Here is a 14746-nt window from a genome sequence, read left to right as displayed (position 1 = left end):
ACGGCACCTGGTCCACGACGCCAAGGAACAATCATGCCCGCACACAATGCATTCAAGGCCGCACTGGCGGCCAGCCAGCCCCAGATCGGCCTGTGGCTCTCGATGGCATCGCCCTACCTGGCCGAAGTCTCGGCCACCGCCGGCTTCGACTGGCTGCTGATCGACGGCGAACATGCCCCCAACGACCTGCGCGGCACGCTGCAGGCACTGCAGGCCATCGCGCCCTACCGCTCGCAGCCCGTGGTGCGCTGCGTGGCGGGCGAAGTGGCGCTGATCAAGCAGTTGCTGGATATCGGCGCGAAGAACCTGCTGGTGCCGATGGTGGATACCGCCGAGCAAGCTGCCGCGCTGGTCTGCGCCACCCGCTATCCGCCGCTGGGCATTCGCGGCGTCGGCAGCGCCGTGGGCCGGGCTTCGCAATGGAGCGCGCGCACCGATTATCTCGCCGTGGCCGACAACGAAATCTGCCTGCTGGTGCAGGCCGAAACCGTGAAGGCCCTGGGCAACCTGCAAGCCATCTGCGCCGTGGACGGCGTCGACGGCGTCTTTATCGGCCCGGCCGACCTGGCCGCCTCGATGGGCCATCGCGGCAACCCCGGCCACCCCGAGGTACAGGCCGCCATCGAGGGCGCGATGCGCACCATCGTGGCCAGCGGCAAGGCAGCAGGCACACTGACCTCCGACACCACGCTGGCGCGCCGCTATCTGGATCTGGGCTGCACCTTCGTGGCGACAGGCGTGGACGTACTGGTCTATGCTGGCGCCGCGCGCCGGCTGGCGGCGGACTTCATCGGTACCAGCGTCACACCCGCGGCCGCTCCGTCCGCCGCGTACTGAACCCAGCGCCGCCCGCTCGACAACCAGCCCGATGGCGCCGGGCCACAAGGCGCTAGGGCGTCGCAAGCAGCAGCAGGTAGACCTTGATCACGATCGCGTTGGCCAGGTCGATGAAAAAGGCGCCGACCATGGGCACAACCAGGAAGGCCAGGTGCGACGGACCGAACCGATCGGTGATCGCCTGCATATTGGCGATGGCGGTCGGCGTCGCGCCCAGGCCAAAGCCGCAATGGCCGGCGGCCAGCACCACGGCGTCGTAGTTGCGCCCCATCACCGTGAAAGTGACGAACATCGCATAAGCTGCCATGGCCGCCGCCTGCACCAGGAGAATCGCCAGCAAGGGCAGCGCCAGCGCGGACAGCTCCCACAGGCGCAGGCTCATCAGCGCCATCGCCAGGAACATCGACAGGCTGACGTTGCCCAGCACGGAGACCGAGCGGTCGAACACGCTGTACCAGCCGAGCACCGCCAGGCCATTGCGCAGGATCACCCCGATAAACAAGACCCAGACGAAGGTGGGTAGCGAGAACGTGCTGTCGGACAAGGCATTCGCCAGCGCCTGCCCGGCGGTCAGGCAGACCAGTATCAGGGCCAGCGTCTCGATCATGGCCGACGCGGTGATCAGGCGCACCGCCGCCGGCTCTTCGAAGTTGAGCGGATTGGGGTCATGCGCAGCGCTGTCAGGCGTCTTGACCTTTCGCATCAGCGCGCGCGCGACAGGACCGCCCAGCAAGCCGCCAAGCACCAGCCCGAAGGTGGCGCAGGCAATGGCCAGCTCCTTGGCCGCCGTCACGCCGTACTGGCTGGCGAACGTGTGGCCCCAGGCCACGCCGGTACCGTGTCCGCCCGACAGGGTGATGGACCCCGTCAGCAGCCCGACGACCGGCTTCAGCCCCAGGGCGGTCGCCATGCCGATGCCGATGGCGTTCTGCATCACAAGCAGGCCGACGACCACAAACAGGAAGATGACGATGCTCTTGCCTCCCCGGCGAAGACTGGCGAGATCCGCGCTGAGTCCCAGCGTGGCAAAGAACGCCAGCATCAACGGCGTCTGCATGGTGAGGTCGAAACCGACCTCCAGCCCGGCGAGCGAGCGCGCGGCGAAGAGCGCCAGCGCCACCACCAGGCCTCCCACCACAGGCTCCGGGATGCTATAGGTCTTCAAGAACGGCGTGACGGCGATCAGCTTGCGGCCGGCCAGCAGAACCAGGGACGCAGCCACCAGGGTTTCATATGTATCGAGTTGCAACATATCCTCTCCCGCGGATTGCGATAGTCTGCGCCGCAAATGTGGGGATTGGATACTGAAGTTTTTTGTCCGACGCTTGATCGGCTTACCCGATGCGGTGCACCGGCGGAGAACAAGGCGAGCGGGCCCCGCCCGACCTTAGGAAGGCTCCCCCGCCGGCTCGCCCACGCGCAGCATGTTCCAGGTCAGGCCAAGCTGGACATCGGTCTTGAGGGACAGCAACTGGCGCGATAGCCGGGCCAGGTGCGCCTGCTCCGCCAGGTTCTTGCCGATCACGCCCTTTTCCCCGGCGGCGTTGGCCAGCACGGTCTCCAGGTCGCCATAGCGCTGCAGGAGTTTCACGGCGGTTTTCGCCCCGATCTTGTCGACGCCGGGAATCCCGTCCGTGCCATCCCCCAGCAAGGCGAGGTAGTCGGCAAGCTGGTGGCTGCCAACGCCGAACTTGTTCTGGACATAGCTTTCGTCGAACCAGGACGGCTCGCCGTTCTTCGCGGTCGCGAAGTGGTTGCGTACGATCGCGCCGTCGGCAATCAGCTGGAGCACGTCCTTGTCCGTGCTCACCGGAATCGCCTGCCCTTCCTTGCTCGCGGTCCAGCGATAGAAGACGGTGGCGATGATGTCGTCGGCCTCGTAGCCGTCAACCGCGGCGGTCTGGAGTCCCAGGACCTCCGTCAACGTCAGGCGGAAGTCGGGAATGACCTCCGCCAGTTCCGGATCCATGGGTTTGCGGTGCTGGCGATACTGGGGATACAGCGCGTGGCGCCAGGTCTTGCCGCCGGCATCGAATGCCGCCAGCGCGTGCGTCGGCCGGCATTCGGCCAGGGCGCGGCGGAACGAGGCCAGGGCCGACAGCACGGCCCCTTCGACCTTGGCCGGAATATCCTCCGAAGGATTGGCCTCGTAGACCCGGCGCAGGATGTTCAGGCCATCGATCAGCAGTAGTGTGTGCTTCATTAGTCTTGCAATGCTTGCCGTCAGACCCTCTATTCTGACGCGCCATGGCGATGGCGCAACTTTTTGGAGCAATCTATCCGCGAGAATGCGGGGTTGCGCCGGCGGCCTACCTCGTCTAGTCTGAGCAGACTCAACCGACACCCGGAAATGAACAACAATCACGATACTCGCCAGGCAGTAATCGACGCCCTGAAGAAAGCGGGCACTCCGATGGATGCATATCAGGTCGCAAAGGCCACGGGCGTCAGCCCGATCCAGGCTGCCCGGACACTGACCAAGCTCACCGCGAAGGGGCTTGTGCGGACCGATGATGCGTCAGGCGCCGAGGACCTGTCCGCGCGGTTCAGTCTCGTGCCGGAGTCGAAGGACGGCAGCCAGGGCTGAAGGCGGACGGTTTCGGGGGTGGATCCTGGTGATAGCTCCGGATCTCCACGGAAAGAAGCCAAATTCGCCACCTCCCAGGATTTTCCCAGGCAACTTGCGTCGCCGGCCGCACTTTCGCTCAAGAAAGCCTCAACCGCTAATTGGACGTTGTGCTCCAGACGTGGCGCAGCAGACTTACCTTGTCTGATTCGATCGATTCCAGCAGGTGCACTGGCCGCTGCTGGAAGAAACTGTAATTAAGGCTTTCCATTACCAGCCAACCCGCGTATATTTCGGCCCGCGGGGTGGAGCAGTTGGCAGCTCGTCGGGCTCATAACCCGAAGGTCGCAGGTTCAAGTCCTGCCCCCGCAACCAGATTCCAAGGCCCGTACGGTTCTCGCCGCACGGGCTTTTTGCATTTGCCCCGCGAGCCGGTGGCAAGGCGCATTCATCCGGCCGCGTTGGTCGTCCGCGCCGAACTCGCCCCAATGGCTATCCTCCGGGCTGTGCTTGCAGCTTTGCGTCTTTCTTGCGTGGGCCTATCGGTAGTCCCGCCACCTCCATCTCGATGCGCAGGATGTCCCCCGCCGTGGAGTCCGTCACGAACAAGGACTTGCCGGCCGGACCGCCAAAGGCAAGATTGGTCAGGGAATGCCCCGCAGTGCCGCGCAGCACCTGTACCGGCTCGGCGCGGTGGTTCAGCACCCACACATAGCCCAGCCCCGGGTTCGCCACCAGCAGCCGGCCCGACGCATCCATGGCCAGCCCGTCCGGGCCGCTCGGACCATACGACGTAAAGAACTGCCCCGCCTTGGACACGCCGCCATCGGCAAGGATCGGCATGCGCCAGACGCAATTGCCGCGCGTCACCGCCACGAACAGGAACCGCTCGTCGGGGGACAGTACGATGCCGTTGGGGCTGGGCACGTTGGAGAGCAGCAGTTCCAGCCGGCCCGCGGCGCTCAGGCGATAGACGCGACCCGTAGGATCATGCAGGCCGGTCTGCCCCTGGTCCGTGAAGTAGATGTTCCGTTGCGAATCGATGGTGAGGTCGTTGACGCCCTTGAAGCTCTCGGTATTGCGACGGCTCAGGTAAGGCGCCACCTTGCCGCTGCGCATATCCAGCAGCATCAGCCCGTTGCGATAGTCCGTCACCAGCAACTCGCTCGCACTGAGAAACTTCATGCCATTGGGCTCGCCGTCCCACTGCGCCACCAGTTCCCAGTCGCCCTTTGGATCGATGCGAAAGACGCGGCCGTAGGGGATATCGGTGACATAGAGATTGCCGGCGTCATCGAACACCGGCCCCTCCAGGAAGGCGTCGATCTCGCGCCCGCCCTGGTTGGCGTCGGCCCAGACCGTGCGCCTGGGCTGGCGGTACCGCGCCGGCATGCGGGTAAAAGCGTCCAGCTCACGGACTTCCGGGGCATTCAGCAGGAACATGGCTTATTGCTTTTCAAACGTGGTATTGGCCGCTATCTTGCCCCAGAACGCCGTGCGCTCGGCAAGCTGCCTGGAAAACGCCGAGGCATCCCAATAGCCAGGCTCCGCGCCAATGCCTTCGGCAAAGGTCTTCATATCCTGGGAGGCCATCGCCGTCGCCACTTCTTTTTGCAGGCGTTCCAGTACCTTCGGCGGCGTGCCCTTGGGTGCCCACAGGCCGGTGAAATTGACCACACCATAGCCCTTGACGCCGGCCTCGGCAAATGTCGGCACGTTGGGCAGCGCTGCCAGGCGCTTGTTGCCGCTCACCGCCAGCAGGCGCAGGCTGCCGCCCTTGACTTGCCCGATGACCCCGGGCGTGGAGGCGATCTGGTAGTCGACGGTGCCGCCGAGCAGCGCCATCGTGGCCTCGCCCGCGCCCTTGAACGGCACGTGCATGAAGTGCGTACCGGTTGCCACGCCAAGGGCTTCGCTGGCGAAGTGCGGCGTCGTGCCAGCGCCGCCCGAGCCATAACTCACCTTGCCGTCGCCTGCGCGGGCAGCGGCGATCAGGTCGCTCATGGTCTTGAACTTGCCGTCGGCCTTGACCGCCACGGCCATCGGCGCGAACACGAAGGCGGCCACCGGCTGCAAGTCACTGGCGTAGTCGAACGGCAGCTTCTTGAAGATATGCGGCAACAACGAATACGTGGTGTCGTTGGCAAGCAGCGTGTAGCCATCGGCCGGGGCACGCGCCACTTGCGCGGTGCCGATGGTGCCGGTGGCGCCTGCCTTGTTTTCCACCACGAAGCTCTGGCCGGTCTGCTCGCTGAGGCGCTGGGCCATCTTGCGGGTCACGGCGTCCACGGCGCCGCCCGGCGGATAGGGCACGACGATCCTGACCGGCTTGTCGGGCCAGGTCTGCGCGTGCGCTGAAATGGCGATGAACGCAATCGCGCCCAGCGCATGGCGGCGCAGCACCGGCGCGCGGTTCGATCTGGTTTTCATGGTCGTCTCCTGCCTTGTCTTTTCCTGCTTTGTCTTTTCCTGGCCCGAACGGGGGCCGCCTTCGATCTTCAGACCTTGGCCGGGACCGGGGCATCCGCACGGTCCAGCACGCCAAGCGTGTTACGCGCCGCCATCACGCCCATGTTCACATAGGCGGTGCGGGTCACACCACCGATGTGCGGGCTCAGCACAAAGCCGGGCTGGCCGTGGAAGATATGCGGCACTGTCATCGGCTCGACTGCAAAGCTGTCCAGCCCGGCGATGGCTACCTGTCCCGACTGCACCGCGGCCAGCAATGCGGGCTCGTCGATCAACCCGCCGCGCGCCGTGTTGATGAGAATCACGCCCTTCTTGCAATGTGCCAGGGTCTGCGCATTGATCATCGCCTTGTTTTCGCTGGTCAGCGGGCAGTGTAGCGAAATCGCGTCCGCTTCCCTCCAGATCGTTTCCAGGTCCACGGACTCGATATGGTCCGGCAGATCCCCGGCGAACGGATCGAAGCCAATCACGCGCATGCCCATGGCATCGCACATCCTGGCGAAGCGCCTGCCAATGGCACCGAGCCCGATCAGGCCGATGGTGCCGCCGGCCAGCTCAAGGCTCTTGTGCGTGGCCTTGTCCCAGCAGCCGGCATGCATGCGCTCATTGAGCCTCACCACGGATTTTGCGCAGGCCAGCAGCAAGGCCAGGGCCTGTTCCGCCACCGCGGCCGCGTTGGCGCCCGCGGCGGCCGTTACCTCGATGCCGCGCTCCGCGGCGGCGGCCTTGTCGATCGTGTCGGTGCCGCTGCCATGCTTCGAGATGACCTTCAGCGCGGGCGCGGCATCCATGAGTTCCGACGTCACTGCGCCGTAGCGCACGATAATGCCGACCGGGTTGTGGCGCTGCGCCAGCGCCACCAGATCGGCGGCCTGGGGCGTCTTGCCGGCGTAGACCACGTCGTAGTCGGCAAGCAGTGCTACCGCCTGAGGCGCGAGGTCGGCCGCGGTGACGAGGATCGCAGGCTTGTTGCTCACAGCGTCTCTCCTTCTTTCAGCACGCCGGCCGTGATCAACGAGGCGAGCAGCCAAGGGGCGTTGGTCTTGCCTTCTTTTATCTGAGCGATGCGGCGCGCTTCGGCGGCTTCCTTGTGCTCGGCGAGCGGCAGCAGCGATGCGATCTTTTCACGCTCGACCACCACCAGGCCGTCGGCATCGCCGCAGATGAAGTCGCCGGGATTGACCGTCACGCCGCCGACCGAGACCGGGTGCCCGATGCGTCCGCCTACTTCCTTGGTCGGGCCGTTGGGATTGGTTCCCACCGAGAATACCGGATAGTCCATCTCATCGATGTCCAGGCTGTCGCGCACCGCGCCATCCATCACCACGCCGGCGATGCCGCGCTGGCGCGCCGCATTCATCATGATGGTACCCATCAGTGCGCTGCTCTGGTCGCCCTTGCCGTCGATCACCAGCACGTCGCCGGGCTGGGCCAGCGCCAGCGCGGCGTGGATCATCAGGTTGTCGCCAGGGCGCACTTCCACGGTGAAGGCGGTGCCCGCGAGCTTCATGTGCGGCCGCAGGGCCCTGATCCGGCCGTGCAGCGCACCGCGGCGGCCGGCCACGTCGGCCAGGATCGCCGGCTGGAATTTCGCGGCCCGGGCGACGATGTCGGCGGGTACGCGGTCGAAAAATCTGATGATGTCGGGCAAGCTCATGGCAATGGCTCCTGGAACGCTTGGGGACGAGAGATAACTTGGGTGGTGAGGAATGGCGCGGATCAGTCGATCTGGGCGCCGGACGCCTTGACGGCAGCCGACCAGCGGACGATGTCCTTCTTCATCAGGGTGCCGAACTGCTCGGGCGTACCGCCCAATACCTCGGCGCCCTGGTCGTTCAGCTTCTTCTTCAGCTCGGGCACCTGCAGCGCCTTGTTGAACTCGGCATTCAGGCGCGCCACGATGTCCTTGGGCGTGGCTGCGGGCGCCACGAAGCCGAACCAGGTCACGGCCTCGAAGCCGCCATAGCCGGACTCGGCAATGGTGGGCACGTTGGGCAGGTCGTCCATGCGCTTGGCCGAGGTGACGGCCAGGGCGCGCATCTTGCCGTTGCGGATATGGCCGATCAGCGTCGGCACCGACGACAGGTACAACTGCACCTGGCCGCCGATCAGGTCGTTGACGGCCTGGGCCGCGCCCTTGTACGGCACGTGGGTGAGCTTGATGCCGGCCGTCTTCTGGAACAGCTCGCTGGTCAGGTGCGCCACCGTGCCGTTGCCCGGCGAGGCCATGTTGATTGCGCCCGGCCTGGCCTTGCTGGCCGTGACTACATCGGCCAGCGTCCTGTAAGGCGAATCCATGGTGGTCACCAGTACCAGCGGCGCGCTAGCCACCAGGCTCACCGGCGTGAGGTCCTTCGCCACGTCGTAGGGCAGCTTGCGGTAAAGCGTGGGGTTGATGGCCAGGTTGCTGGTCTGGCCCAGCACGATGGTGTAGCCGTCGCCGCTGGCCTTGGCCGCAGCATCCACGCCAAGGTTGCCACCCGATCCGGGCTTGTTGTCCACCACGAAACGCCAGCCCATGGCCATGGCCACCTTGTTGGTCACCTCGCGGGTAATGATGTCCGTGCCGCCGCCGGCCGGGAACGGCACGATCACGCGGATTGGCTTGGCGGGATAGGTCTGGGCCAGGGCCGGAAGGGCCAGGGCGCAGAGAATGGCGGTTGTCAGGCCGCGGCGCAGCAGGTTCATTGCTTGTCTCCGAATCTCGTTTTTTGTTGGAATGGATTCTGGATGTTCGTTGCACGGAGTACAATACGGTTTCACTGTACGCAACGCATTCCACGATATGGACTCATCGGACTCATCAACTCCGCTACCCGCCGGCGACGCGGCCGACGACGCCGGCGGTGGCGTCATTGCGGTAAGGCGGGCGCTGCGCGTACTGGAAGCCTTCGGCGTAAGCGATGCCCAGCTCACACTCGCCGAACTCAGCAGGCGCACGGGCTTCCACAAGACCACGGTGCTGCGCCTGGCGCGCACGCTGGCGGCCGACAACTACCTGGTGCAGAAGGAAGACGGCAGCTGGCGGCTCGGGCGTGCCGCTGGCTGGCTGGGCGCGTGCTACCAGGCCACCTTCAACGTGTATGAAGTGGTGGAGCCGGTGCTCCGGGAACTGACGATCAAGACGGGGGAAAGCGCATCGTTCTACGTGCGCGAAGGCCAGCAGCGCATGTGCCTGGTGCGCGTCGAGGGACCGCAGGCCATCCGGCACCATGTGCGCATCGGCTCCGCGCTGCCGTTGGACAGCGGCGCGCCGGGGCGCGTCATCCTCGCGTTCTCGGGAGAACCTGGCGAGCCTTATGAATCCATCCGGCGGCGGGGATATCACTTGTCGATGGGCGAGCGCGAGCCGGAAGTCTCCAGCGTTTCGGCGCCTGTATTCGGCCTGCATTGGCGGCTGCTCGGGTCCGCCTGCATCTCCGGGCCGACCTCGCGCCTGGACGAAGAGCGCTTGACTGCCCTGGCGCAAACGGTGGTGGATGCGGCCAACCAGCTTTCCTATGCGATGGCCGGGCGCCAACGTCCCTCGCCGGCGGCAGCTGCGGGCAGTCCGGCGACATGGCATCCGTGAGGCGTCATGCCGATGCGTCACCCTGACACGAAACGTTGTCAGGCTGGCAATTTCCGGATGGCGTTCCCGATGGTCCGGCCACGGCTTTCGCCCGGTACCGCATCGCAAATTGTGGCACTATCGGCAGCAACCGAGGAGTCCAATGTATGCCCCCGCTTGAGACACTATTGCCATTCTTCGGCATTGCCTTGGTGCTTGGCCTGACGCCGGGCCCGGACAATGTCTTTGTGCTGCTGCAATCCGCCATGCGCGGGCCCCGCGCCGGCATGGTCGTGGTGCTTGGCCTGTGTACGGGGCTGCTGGTGCATACGGCAGCGGTTGCCTTTGGCCTGGCCGCGCTGTTCGCCACATCCCAGGTCGCATTCGTGGCGCTCAAGATCGCCGGCGCCCTGTATCTGGCTTACCTGGCATGGCAGGCGTTCCGCGCCCCGGCGGGCGAGATGTCCCAAGGCAGCGCCGACAAGGTTGGCGTTGGCCACATGTATCGGCGTGGTGTCGTGATGAACCTGACCAACCCCAAGGTTGTGATCTTCTTCCTCGCGTTCCTGCCGCAGTTTGTCGCGCCGGACCGTGGGCATATCGCGCTGCAGTTCATGGTGCTGGGCGTGGTCTTTATCATCGCCACCCTGCTGGTCTTCTCCGTCATCGCCTGCTGCTCGGCCATGTTCGGCGCCCTGCTGCTGCGTTCGGCACGCGCGCAGCGCGCCTTGAACCGGTTCGCGGGGGTGGTGTTCCTGGGGCTCGCCGCGCGGCTGGCAACGTCGCGGATGTAGGCATGGGCCGCAATGCACGCGCTCAAGAAGAGCCTCTTGTCGCTGCCTACCACTCGCCGCGCCGATGGTTGGAAACCCAGCGATACATCCCAAGGATGTTGGGAAACCGCATCGAGTCATAAGCCGTCCACGACTTCACCTCGTCGCTGAACTTCACATTGCGGTACAGCTCATCCCATGACTGCCCTCGCCTGACCAGATCCAGCACCTGCTTGTGCAGATCGATCATATAGGCCCGCAGCGCACGCTCGTCCTGCAGCGTAGCGGGCGTGTAGTGCCCCACATCGATCACATCCACATCCTGCGCCAGCACCCAGTCCAGCGTTTCGATCCATCCGTCGTAATAGAAATCGAGAAAATCGTTGTACGGCATCGAATGGCTCTCGCACACATCCGTGCACTGCAATGCCTTGTACTTCGGAAACAGGATCATGATCATGCTGTTCGAATGGCTGGGCGCCACCCAATGCAGCAAGATGGTCTCGCCACCGAGGCGGATGGTCATGTCGCGATCGAATACGCGGTCCGGCAGGGCGGTGGGAATCCGCTCCCCCACGATCGGCTCGACCGCCCGCTGGTTCGCCACCACGATGGCCCCGTCGCGCTGGAAGACCTGGGCGCCGCTGATATGGTCCGCATGCCCGTGGGTATAGATCACGTACTTGACCCCCACCTTGAAGCGGTTCCGGATCTCGTCGCGCAGCCATGTGGCCGTGCAGGTCATGGCCGGATCGATGACCACTGCGCCTTCCCTGGTGATCAGCACCAGCCCGCTGTGCACGGCCAGGCCCGCCCCGGTGGTGTGCCGGTACAGGTTACCCTTGATCTGCACCAGTCCGCGCGGATTATCCGGGCAAGGCGCCGCGGTGAAGTCAGGCAGCAAGGGCCGCTTGGCGTAAGGGGCGCGATCGAGAGTCACGCCATCGTCCGTGGCCAGGGCTGCGCCCGCGAATAAGAACAGCGCGGCAACGGCCAGCACCAGCTTCCAGAGCGCGTTCATGAAAACGGAGTCGCCATCGCGGCCGAGGCCTGCGGTGATCCAGAAGATGTGGACTTCTTCCAGGGCTGGCGCGTGCTGAGTCTTGCGCCCATGGGGGACAGCTGTTCCTTCTGCCATGATCTACCTCGCATTGCTGACCGTGTTTTTGATCTTGTCGGCAAAGATACGTGGGATCGAAGCACGGTATCCACGGATCCAGCAAGCGAACGGAGCAGCGCCGGGGGGAGCGGCGCGATAGGTCAGGTATGCTGCATGTGATAGGGATAGTGCCCACCGCGATGGGCTGCAAAGACCTTTTGAGTATAGGGCACGGATCCCGAATCGGTTATGGTCCGCCAGCGGGCGGAAATAGTGCGCTACAACAGCCCTTTGCTTTGGATGCTGCAGCGCGGCAGCCGTCTCGAATCTCATGRCCGGAGATGTGGAAAGCCCCTGAGGTAAGGCTTACGACACGGTGAAACGCATATTGTAGGGCGGCAGAGCAGAGCCTTGTGCCCAGCGGTTTCTCGGACTATTTCTGCGATCAATTTCGATCGCAAGGGCCAGCGATGGCCCGCGTCCGCGGGCGAGTTAAAACCTTGAACGGTTAGATCGCTAGGGCCGAGAACACTATCGCATTGAAGAGCGCATGCACAAGAAAAGTCGTCGTAATTGGCCTGCCTTCCGACTTATGCCTTTCGATAATATACACTCCGGCTAACACCCCTCCGGCTATAGCCATACCAACAAACCAGCGTCCAATCGAGTCGTGGGCGCCTGCGAACACGACGATCGAGAGCAACCATGCCATTGGCCATCCCAGCCWCACCCGTCTAGCAGACGCAATCAATAGCCATTGAAAGATAAGCGTCTCGTAAAATGGCGCAATAAATACCCCAAATACGATTTGCAGCGGATAATTGTACTTCTCCAGTGGGTCTTCTGCCGTGGCGAAGTCGCCGAACAAGGCCCGGCTGGAAACTGACATTAACCATTGCAGGGCAAGAATAGCTAAAGCGGATACCGGCACCAGGATGACTCTAGACTCCGCCCATCGTGTGACGGCAAGACGCGCGAACGCGTAGCCTGCCCAAGAGTTCATATTCCCTAGACAATCGAGTAGAAAGCGGCTAGAACTGTTTTTCTTCATATCCCAACTGTCCGAATATCAGTAACCAACATCGCCGGCAGTGCATATGGCATAAATCTCTGCACGTTCAATAGTCGTCAGCTTCCATCGCTGGCTAGCCGTTACGTTATGAGCGAGTTGCTCCTGGTTGCTCGCCCCCGCAATCACTGTCGAAATGGGCTCCTCGGCAAGCAATAATCCGACGGATAACGCCACGAGGTCCATGCCCCTCTGATTCGCGTAGTCGAATAGCCTGTCTGTGATTGCGCGCTTATCTCGACTAAGATATCGCGCTGAGATTGTTGATGAATTACCCAACCTCGTGTTTGGTAGAGGTACCCTCCCGCCCCTGTACTTCCCTGTCAGAACACCACCTGCAAGTGGAAGAAAGGGGATCAGTGAGCGACCCACCCGAATTGCAGCGTCGCATTCTTGCTTCAAAAGAGAGGCCCGCAGCGCATTGCACTCCAATTGCGCAGCGATAAACCTTTCGCACCCATATTCTTCGGCCAAAAGATCAAATTTTTGCAACAGCGAGGCAGGTGCATTACAGCAGCCAATGTACCTCACCTTTCCATCTTGTTTCAAGATATCAAGGGTACGGAATACCTGTTCCATGTCATCTTCATTTTCCGGATAATGCAATTGATACAGATCGATATAGTCCGACCTCAATCGGCGCAAACTTAACTCTATAGAGTTTCTTATAAATATCGCCATCTGCCCGGGCACCTTATCGACATTTTTTGCTCCGCCGAATTTAGTGGCGATAAAAAATGATTCTCGCCCGCTTCTGAGCGTGTCTCCGAGAATAGTCTCAGCAGAACCTTGATTTCCATAAATGTCCGCCGTGTCAAAAAAATTAACACCGAGGTCCATCGCCTTTTTTATTATTGATTCGGCATCATCTCTGTAAATACGAGAACCGAATCCGTTGCATCCGAGCCCCACGGTGGACACAACCATATTTGTCTTTGCGAAAGACCTATATTCCATACCATTTCCTCACATTCTGCCTAATGCTAATGCGATCTGCAGCTTTGATAGTTCTATTTGACGCACGGCGTCGACATATTGCAGACGCGATGTAGACAAATCATCTTGCGCCCGAAGAACTTCAAAAACGTCGCCCACACCTGCCTTTTGTCTACCTCGAGCAACTTCGGAGCTTCTCTCGGCGGCCTCCAACAAACGCGACGCCGCTCTCAAGCGCTGAACTCCGCCTCGCCAGTTCACGTATCCTTGCCATGCATCCTCCGACGTTTTCCGCGTTAAACGATCTAACTCTCCTTGCCTTGCCAGTAGATCAGCCTTCGCAATCTGTATCTTTGACCGCTGTAAGAATCCGTCAAACAAAGGGATGCGCACTTGGATGACTGCGGTTTTCACTGTGGACGTTTGCGCAATCTGATCGCTTGGCAACGCGCTGCTACGCGATGCCGACATTGCGAGGGATAAAGTTGGCATCCCTTCTCGAGCGCTGGCGTGAAAAGAGTGCTCAGCCGATGCAACTTGGGCTTCTGCGGCGATTACCTTCGGGTTTCCGCTGATGGCACCGCGCGTCGCAGCATCGACAACGTCTGTATCGATTGTCGTTAGTGAATCAGGCTTCACCTCCGATAGCGTGATATCCACCTGCGGTCTTCCTCCGAGACCCACATAGAAGAGCAAATTACCCTTAGCAGCGTCAAGCGCTGTCTCTGCCTGGACTCTATTTAGAGTCGCCCTCTCGCGATTCGCCATCAACAGGAGCTCATTGGAGAGCTGTCCTATTCCAGCAAGGTGGTGTGCTGTTGCGAGCCGGAGACTCGCAATCGAACTACGCTCTGCCTCAAGATATGCATCCAGTCTCGACACCGCGGCCCGATACTCGAAGTATCTCTTCGCAGTCTCACTGAGGGTAACCTGTACCGCATCACTTAGATTCGAAGTAGCTGCCGACACAAGCCCCCGAGCTGCCGCATTCGATGCCTCGCGAGCTCCGAAGTCGTATATCAGCCATGACAAATTTGCTTGAACATTGTTTGTATTCACCCTGCTGCGCTCGCTGAAATCTATGTCATGGTATTTTATTTCCTTGTCCAGCGCTCCCACATATGCAGATGAATCGAGCTTCGGATAATAATAACTCTGATTCTGAAGTAGAATAGCGCGCCGCCTTAATATCTGTGCAAGCGATATTTTGATCTCCGGATTCCGGCATAGTGCAAGCGAAGAGAGTTCAGGCAGATCCATCTTCCTGCTAGTGTGAATATTATCACACGGGTCGCCATTCACCATTATGTCTTCGCTATTTGGCGGCGGCACCACCAAATCAAGCAAGGCCGCGTCGCATGGTATCAAAATCAAACATAATACGATGAAAAGAAATCGGTAAAAGAACACGCTGGCAGCTCGCCGACTCACAATTTTTGTCGACATC

At 62.0% G+C, this 14746-nt stretch carries 15 protein-coding genes and 1 tRNA gene; 5 read left to right on the top strand and 11 right to left on the bottom strand.

Annotation, left to right across the window (positions count from 1 at the left end; all coding sequences use genetic code 11):
* Window positions 1-33 precede the first annotated feature (33 nt).
* A complete protein-coding gene (gene hpaI, locus AC1DQ3_RS11825) occupies window positions 34-837 on the top strand; it encodes a 4-hydroxy-2-oxoheptanedioate aldolase (protein WP_477120381.1) in 804 nt (267 codons plus the stop codon).
* Between the two features lie 52 nt (window positions 838-889).
* Here hpaI and gltS read toward each other — a convergent pair whose 3' ends face one another.
* Window positions 890-2089 carry a sodium/glutamate symporter gene (gltS, locus tag AC1DQ3_RS11820; RefSeq protein WP_477120380.1) on the bottom strand — a complete coding sequence of 400 codons (1200 nt, stop codon included), beginning with the start codon at window positions 2087-2089 and terminating at the stop codon, window positions 890-892.
* A gap of 135 nt (window positions 2090-2224) precedes the next feature.
* Window positions 2225-3040: a 5'-3' exonuclease gene (locus AC1DQ3_RS11815; RefSeq protein WP_477120379.1), complete on the bottom strand. Its 816-nt coding sequence runs from the start codon at window positions 3038-3040 to the stop codon at window positions 2225-2227.
* Between the two features lie 147 nt (window positions 3041-3187).
* Between AC1DQ3_RS11815 and AC1DQ3_RS11810 the strand changes: the two genes are divergently transcribed.
* Complete coding sequence (locus tag AC1DQ3_RS11810; RefSeq protein WP_477120378.1) at window positions 3188-3424, top strand: methyltransferase family protein; 237 nt, start codon at window positions 3188-3190, stop codon at window positions 3422-3424.
* A gap of 278 nt (window positions 3425-3702) precedes the next feature.
* Window positions 3703-3778 (top strand) — tRNA-Met (locus AC1DQ3_RS11805).
* A 117-nt stretch (window positions 3779-3895) separates the two neighbouring features.
* Here AC1DQ3_RS11805 and AC1DQ3_RS11800 read toward each other — a convergent pair.
* The 5 genes from AC1DQ3_RS11800 to AC1DQ3_RS11780 form a co-directional block, all read right to left on the bottom strand.
* Window positions 3896-4846 carry an SMP-30/gluconolactonase/LRE family protein gene (locus tag AC1DQ3_RS11800; RefSeq protein ID WP_477120377.1) on the bottom strand — a complete coding sequence of 317 codons (951 nt, stop codon included), beginning with the start codon at window positions 4844-4846 and terminating at the stop codon, window positions 3896-3898.
* A 3-nt stretch (window positions 4847-4849) separates the two neighbouring features.
* Complete coding sequence (locus AC1DQ3_RS11795) at window positions 4850-5833, bottom strand: Bug family tripartite tricarboxylate transporter substrate binding protein (protein ID WP_477120376.1); 984 nt, start codon at window positions 5831-5833, stop codon at window positions 4850-4852.
* 68 nt (window positions 5834-5901) lie between these two features.
* On the bottom strand, window positions 5902-6849 hold the full coding sequence (locus AC1DQ3_RS11790) for an NAD(P)-dependent oxidoreductase (RefSeq protein ID WP_477120375.1): 948 nt from the start codon (window positions 6847-6849) through the stop codon (window positions 5902-5904).
* Window positions 6846-7529, bottom strand: coding sequence for an RraA family protein (locus tag AC1DQ3_RS11785; protein ID WP_477120374.1), 684 nt, complete (start codon window positions 7527-7529; stop codon window positions 6846-6848). The genes AC1DQ3_RS11790 and AC1DQ3_RS11785 overlap by 4 nt, the downstream gene beginning before the upstream one ends.
* A 62-nt stretch (window positions 7530-7591) precedes the next feature.
* Window positions 7592-8560: a tripartite tricarboxylate transporter substrate binding protein gene (locus AC1DQ3_RS11780; protein WP_477120373.1), complete on the bottom strand. Its 969-nt coding sequence runs from the start codon at window positions 8558-8560 to the stop codon at window positions 7592-7594.
* A 97-nt stretch (window positions 8561-8657) separates the two neighbouring features.
* Here AC1DQ3_RS11780 and AC1DQ3_RS11775 point away from each other — a divergent pair, with 97 nt between their 5' ends.
* Both AC1DQ3_RS11775 and AC1DQ3_RS11770 read left to right on the top strand, forming a co-directional pair.
* Window positions 8658-9443: an IclR family transcriptional regulator gene (locus AC1DQ3_RS11775; RefSeq protein ID WP_477120372.1), complete on the top strand. Its 786-nt coding sequence runs from the start codon at window positions 8658-8660 to the stop codon at window positions 9441-9443.
* Between the two features lie 146 nt (window positions 9444-9589).
* Window positions 9590-10216, top strand: coding sequence for a LysE family translocator (locus AC1DQ3_RS11770; RefSeq protein WP_477120371.1), 627 nt, complete (start codon window positions 9590-9592; stop codon window positions 10214-10216).
* Window positions 10217-10262: 46 nt separating this feature from the next.
* Here the strand turns inward: AC1DQ3_RS11770 and AC1DQ3_RS11765 are convergent, their stop codons facing one another.
* The 4 genes from AC1DQ3_RS11765 to AC1DQ3_RS11750 form a co-directional block, all read right to left on the bottom strand.
* Window positions 10263-11333, bottom strand: a complete 1071-nt coding sequence (locus AC1DQ3_RS11765) for an MBL fold metallo-hydrolase (RefSeq protein WP_477120370.1) — start codon at window positions 11331-11333, stop codon at window positions 10263-10265.
* Window positions 11334-11802: 469 nt separating this feature from the next.
* Entirely contained in the window at window positions 11803-12345 is a 543-nt protein-coding gene (locus AC1DQ3_RS11760; RefSeq protein WP_477120369.1) for a CPBP family glutamic-type intramembrane protease, read from the bottom strand.
* An 18-nt stretch (window positions 12346-12363) separates the two neighbouring features.
* Window positions 12364-13320, bottom strand: coding sequence for an aldo/keto reductase (locus AC1DQ3_RS11755; RefSeq protein WP_477120368.1), 957 nt, complete (start codon window positions 13318-13320; stop codon window positions 12364-12366).
* Window positions 13321-13329: 9 nt separating this feature from the next.
* Window positions 13330-14745: a TolC family protein gene (locus tag AC1DQ3_RS11750; RefSeq protein ID WP_477120367.1), complete on the bottom strand. Its 1416-nt coding sequence runs from the start codon at window positions 14743-14745 to the stop codon at window positions 13330-13332.
* Window position 14746 lies beyond the last annotated feature (1 nt).

The organism is Cupriavidus sp. 01T418 (assembly GCF_056398885.1).
Note: the sequence above shows the minus strand (reverse complement) of the source record. Positions and strands in the feature narration are given on the sequence as shown.